Below are 5,225 nucleotides of genomic sequence, written 5' to 3' on the forward strand. Positions count from 1 at the left end.
AGTATATAAAAAACAAAAAACCCTTTTCATATATATATGAAAAGGGTTTCAAAAAAGGCGACGACCTACTCTCCCACGATTGCAGTACCATCGGCGCAAATGGGCTTAACTTCTCTGTTCGGAATGGTAAGAGGTGAGCCCCATCGCTATAATCACCTTAAATCTTTCGGTGTGTGTATTGAGTATGATATCAATACTTAACCGTATATAATAACATATTGAAAAAAAACATCATAAAAATATATTGTAACTCTAAAAAAACAGGCGTACAATAAGCCTATGGGTTATTAGTACTACTCGGCTATGACATTACTGCCTTTACACCTATAGCCTATCAACGTGGTCATCTTCCACGACCCTTTAAAGAAATCTCATCTTGTGGTAGGTTTCGCGCTTATATGCTTTCAGCGCTTATCCTTTCCCAACGTAGCTACCCAGCAATGCTCCTGGCGGAACAACTGGTACACCAGAGGTTAGTCCAACTCGGTCCTCTCGTACTAGAGTCAGATCCACTCAAATTTCTAACGCCCACAGTAGATAGAGACCGAACTGTCTCACGACGTTCTGAACCCAGCTCGCGTGCCACTTTAATGGGCGAACAGCCCAACCCTTGGGACCTTCTCCAGCCCCAGGATGTGACGAGCCGACATCGAGGTGCCAAACCCCCCCGTCGATGTGAGCTCTTGGGGGAGATCAGCCTGTTATCCCCGGAGTACCTTTTATCCTTTGAGCGATGGCCCTTCCATGCGGAACCACCGGATCACTATGCTCTACTTTCGTACCTGATCGACCTGTATGTCTCTCAGTCAAGCTCCCTTATGCCATTGCACTCTACGCACGGTTACCAAGCGTGCTGAGGGAACCTTTAGAAGCCTCCGTTACTCTTTTGGAGGCGACCACCCCAGTCAAACTACCCACCAAGCACTGTCCCTCTGTAAGAGGTTAGACTCTAGATAAGCAAAGGGTGGTATTTCAACAATGACTCCACAACGCCTAGCGACGCCACTTCATAGTCTCCCACCTATCCTACACATTACTTATCCAAAGCCAATACTAAGCTATAGTAAAGGTTCACGGGGTCTTTTCGTCCCACTGCGGGTAATCGGCATCTTCACCGATACTACAATTTCACCGAGCTCATGGCTGAGACAGTGTCCAGATCGTTACACCATTCGTGCAGGTCGGAACTTACCCGACAAGGAATTTCGCTACCTTAGGACCGTTATAGTTACGGCCGCCGTTTACTGGGGCTTCATTTCAGATCTTCGCCGAAGCTAAACCCTCCACTTAACCTTCCAGCACCGGGCAGGTGTCAGGCCCTATACATCATCTTTCGATTTAGCAGAGCCCTGTGTTTTTGATAAACAGTCGCCTGGACCTTTTCACTGCGGCCCATCCGAAGATGGGCGACCCTTCTCCCGAAGTTACGGGCCGATTTTGCCTAGTTCCTTAGCCATGAATCTCTCGAGCACCTTAGAATTCTCATCCCAACTACCTGTGTCGGTTTAGGGTACGGGCTGCTTCACTCGCTTTTCTTGGAAGTCGCTTCTCTGGATTATCACCTTGACCGTAGTCTCAGTGTACTATCGCCGTGTTACCACTGGCTTCAACGTGCATTTCCGTCAGCACGCACCAAATATACGCCTCCGTCACTTTTAGTGTGAGCAGGTACAGGAATATTAACCTGTTGTCCATCCACTTCCCCTTTCGGGTTCGCGTTAGGTCCCGACTAACCCTCAGCTGATTAGCATAGCTGAGGAAACCTTAGTCTTTCGGTGTGCGGGTTTCTCGCCCGCATTATCGTTACTTATGCCTACATTTTCTTTTGTAGCTTCTCCAGCATACCTCGCAGTACACCTTCGACGACACTACAATGCTCCCCTACCACTTTTACAAGTCCATAGCTTCGGTAGTATGTTTATGCCCGATTATTATCCATGCCGAACCGCTCGACTAGTGAGCTGTTACGCACTCTTTAAATGAATGGCTGCTTCCAAGCCAACATCCTAGCTGTCTAAGCAGTTCAACCTCGTTTATTCAACTTAACATACATTTGGGGACCTTAGCTGATGGTCTGGGTTCTTTCCCTCTCGGACATGGACCTTAGCACCCATGCCCTCACTGCTGATTAACATTTTATAGCATTCGGAGTTTGTCAGGAATTGGTAGGCGGTGAAGCCCCCGCATCCAATCAGTAGCTCTACCTCTATAAAACTATAAATCAACGCTGCACCTAAATGCATTTCGGGGAGTACGAGCTATTTCCGAGTTTGATTGGCCTTTCACCCCTACCCACAGGTCATCCGAAGACTTTTCAACGTCAACCGGTTCGGGCCTCCACTGTGTGTTACCACAGCTTCACCCTGCCCATGGGTAGATCACACGGTTTCGCGTCTACCACTACTAACTAAAGCGCCCTATTCAGACTCGCTTTCGCTACGGCTGCGGACCTGAAGTCCTTAACCTTGCTAGCAACGGTAACTCGTAGGCTCATTATGCAAAAGGCACGCCGTCACCCCAAAGGGCTCCGACCGCTTGTAAGCGTATGGTTTCAGGATCTTTTTCACTCCTTTATTCAAGGTTCTTTTCACCTTTCCCTCACGGTACTAGTTCACTATCGGTCTCTCAGGAGTATTTAGCCTTAACGGATGGTCCCGCCAGTTTCATACAGGGTTACACGTGCCCCGCACTACTCAGGATACCACTATCAATAACGATCTTTACTTATACGGGACTATCACCCTCTATGGTCACTCTTTCCAAAGTGTTCTAATTCATTACGCATCAAATATCGTGGTCCTACAACCCCACAATTGCCGTAACAATTATGGTTTGGGCTAATCCGAGTTCGCTCGCCGCTACTATCGGAATCACTTTTGTTTTCTTCTCCTCCGGGTACTTAGATGTTTCAGTTCTCCGGGTTCGCCTCCTTACGGATAACATATCTTCAATATGCTGGGTTGCCCCATTCGGATATCTGCGGATCAATTTGTATGTGCCAATCCCCGCAGCTTTTCGCAGCTTATCACGTCCTTCATCGCCTCTGAGAGCCTAGGCATTCCCCATACGCTCTTATGTAGCTTATTGTACTTTTTGTCTTTTTAATGAGTTTATAATTAGTTAAAAGCTCGTAAACCTTAACTAATTACGATTCTGTATAACAACTAATGTTGTTATACTATTTTTATGTATCTTTTTTCAATATGTCAATGAACGTTTATCTGTAATTGTACAGATTCGTGGAGAATACCGGAGTCGAACCGGTGACCTCCTGCGTGCAAGGCAGGCGCTCTAGCCAGCTGAGCTAATTCCCCATTTATTCCAGAACATTGTGTCCTGAACTATGAATTTAGAATTGACAACTTCTAGAATTTCCTTTATATATTATAGATAGTAGTCTCAGGCAGACTCGAACTGCCGACCTCTACATTATCAGTGTAGCGCTCTAACCAGCTGAGCTATGAGACTCTACTATAATAGATCATTTAAATTAACAGCAAAAGAATAAACTATCTCTTTCTTTACTTATCTCGCTTAGTCGTCTTTCTCTAGAAAGGAGGTGTTCCAGCCGCACCTTCCGGTACGGCTACCTTGTTACGACTTAGCCCTAGTTACTAATTTTACCCTAGGCCGCTCCTTGCGGTGACGGACTTCAGGCACTCCCAGCTTCCATGGCTTGACGGGCGGTGTGTACAAGGCCCGGGAACGTATTCACCGCATCATGGCTGATATGCGATTACTAGCGATTCCAGCTTCACGGAGTCGAGTTGCAGACTCCGATCCGAACTGTGATAGGTTTTATAGATTCGCTCCTACTCGCGTAGTGGCTGCTCTCTGTACCTACCATTGTAGCACGTGTGTAGCCCAGGACGTAAGGGCCGTGATGATTTGACGTCATCCCCACCTTCCTCACGGTTTGCACCGGCAGTCTTGTTAGAGTTCCCGACTTGACTCGCTGGCAACTAACAACAGGGGTTGCGCTCGTTATAGGACTTAACCTGACACCTCACGGCACGAGCTGACGACAACCATGCAGCACCTTGTAAAGTGTCCGAAGAAAAAACTATCTCTAGTCCTGTCACTCTACATTTAAGCCCTGGTAAGGTTCCTCGCGTATCATCGAATTAAACCACATGCTCCACCGCTTGTGCGGGCCCCCGTCAATTCCTTTGAGTTTCATTCTTGCGAACGTACTCCCCAGGTGGGTTACTTATCACTTTCGCTTAGCCACTCAGACCGAAGTCCGAACAGCTAGTAACCATCGTTTACGGCGTGGACTACCAGGGTATCTAATCCTGTTCGCTCCCCACGCTTTCGTCCATCAGTGTCAGTATATTATTAGTAATCTGCCTTCGCAATTGGTATTCTATGTAATATCTATGCATTTCACCGCTACACTACATATTCTAACTACTTCATAATAACTCAAGATAACCAGTATCAAAGGCAATTCTACAGTTGAGCTGCAGACTTTCACCTCTGACTTAATTATCCACCTACGGACCCTTTAAACCCAATGATTCCGGATAACGCTTGGATCCTCCGTATTACCGCGGCTGCTGGCACGGAGTTAGCCGATCCTTATTCTTACAGTACCGTCAGAGCTCTACACGTAGAGCGGTTTCTTCCTGTATAAAAGCAGTTTACAACCCATAGGGCAGTCTTCCTGCACGCGGCATGGCTGGATCAGAGTTGCCTCCATTGTCCAATATTCCTCACTGCTGCCTCCCGTAGGAGTCTGGTCCGTGTCTCAGTACCAGTGTGGGGGATCCCCCTCTCAGGGCCCCTATCTATCGTTGCCATGGTATGCCGTTACCACACCATCTAGCTAATAGAACGCATACTCATCTCTTACCGACGAATCTTTAATAATTATATGATGCCATATTATTATTCTATGGGGTATTAATCTTCATTTCTAAAGGCTATCCCCCTGTAAAAGGTAGATTGTATACGCGTTACGCACCCGTGCGCCACTCGTCATCAAAGTGCAAGCACTTCATGTTACCGTTCGACTTGCATGTGTTAGGCCTGCCGCTAGCGTTCATCCTGAGCCAGGATCAAACTCTTCATCGTTAAATTTTTAAGTGTTTCCACTTGTTTCTTAACAACTAATCGAAATTGTTTAATTTCAGTACTCAAAATGGTCTATTCTTTTGTTCGAAAATTATCGTTTCCAATAACTTCCTTACGCTGTCAATTCAATATGTTAATGAACTTTTTTA

General features: G+C 46.5%; 2 tRNA genes and 3 rRNA genes. All 5 read right to left on the bottom strand.

What is annotated here, in order from left to right:
- Positions 1 to 52: 52 nt before the first annotated feature.
- The 5 genes from rrf to Q0893_RS19455 all read right to left on the bottom strand — a co-directional run bounded on the left by rrf (position 53) and on the right by Q0893_RS19455 (position 5,076).
- A 5S ribosomal RNA gene (rrf, locus tag Q0893_RS19435) occupies positions 53 to 160 on the bottom strand.
- Between the two features lie 107 nt (positions 161 to 267).
- A 23S ribosomal RNA gene (locus tag Q0893_RS19440) occupies positions 268 to 3,087 on the bottom strand.
- 153 nt (positions 3,088 to 3,240) lie between these two features.
- Positions 3,241 to 3,314: transfer RNA gene (locus Q0893_RS19445), tRNA-Ala, on the bottom strand.
- Between the two features lie 80 nt (positions 3,315 to 3,394).
- Positions 3,395 to 3,468, bottom strand: a tRNA-Ile gene (locus Q0893_RS19450).
- A gap of 84 nt (positions 3,469 to 3,552) precedes the next feature.
- Positions 3,553 to 5,076 (bottom strand): 16S ribosomal RNA (locus Q0893_RS19455).
- The 16S, 23S and 5S rRNA genes sit together here with 2 tRNA genes alongside, the layout of an rRNA operon.
- Positions 5,077 to 5,225 lie beyond the last annotated feature (149 nt).

It is taken from the genome of uncultured Psychroserpens sp. (assembly GCF_947494225.1).
GTDB lineage: Bacteria > Bacteroidota > Bacteroidia > Flavobacteriales > Flavobacteriaceae > Psychroserpens.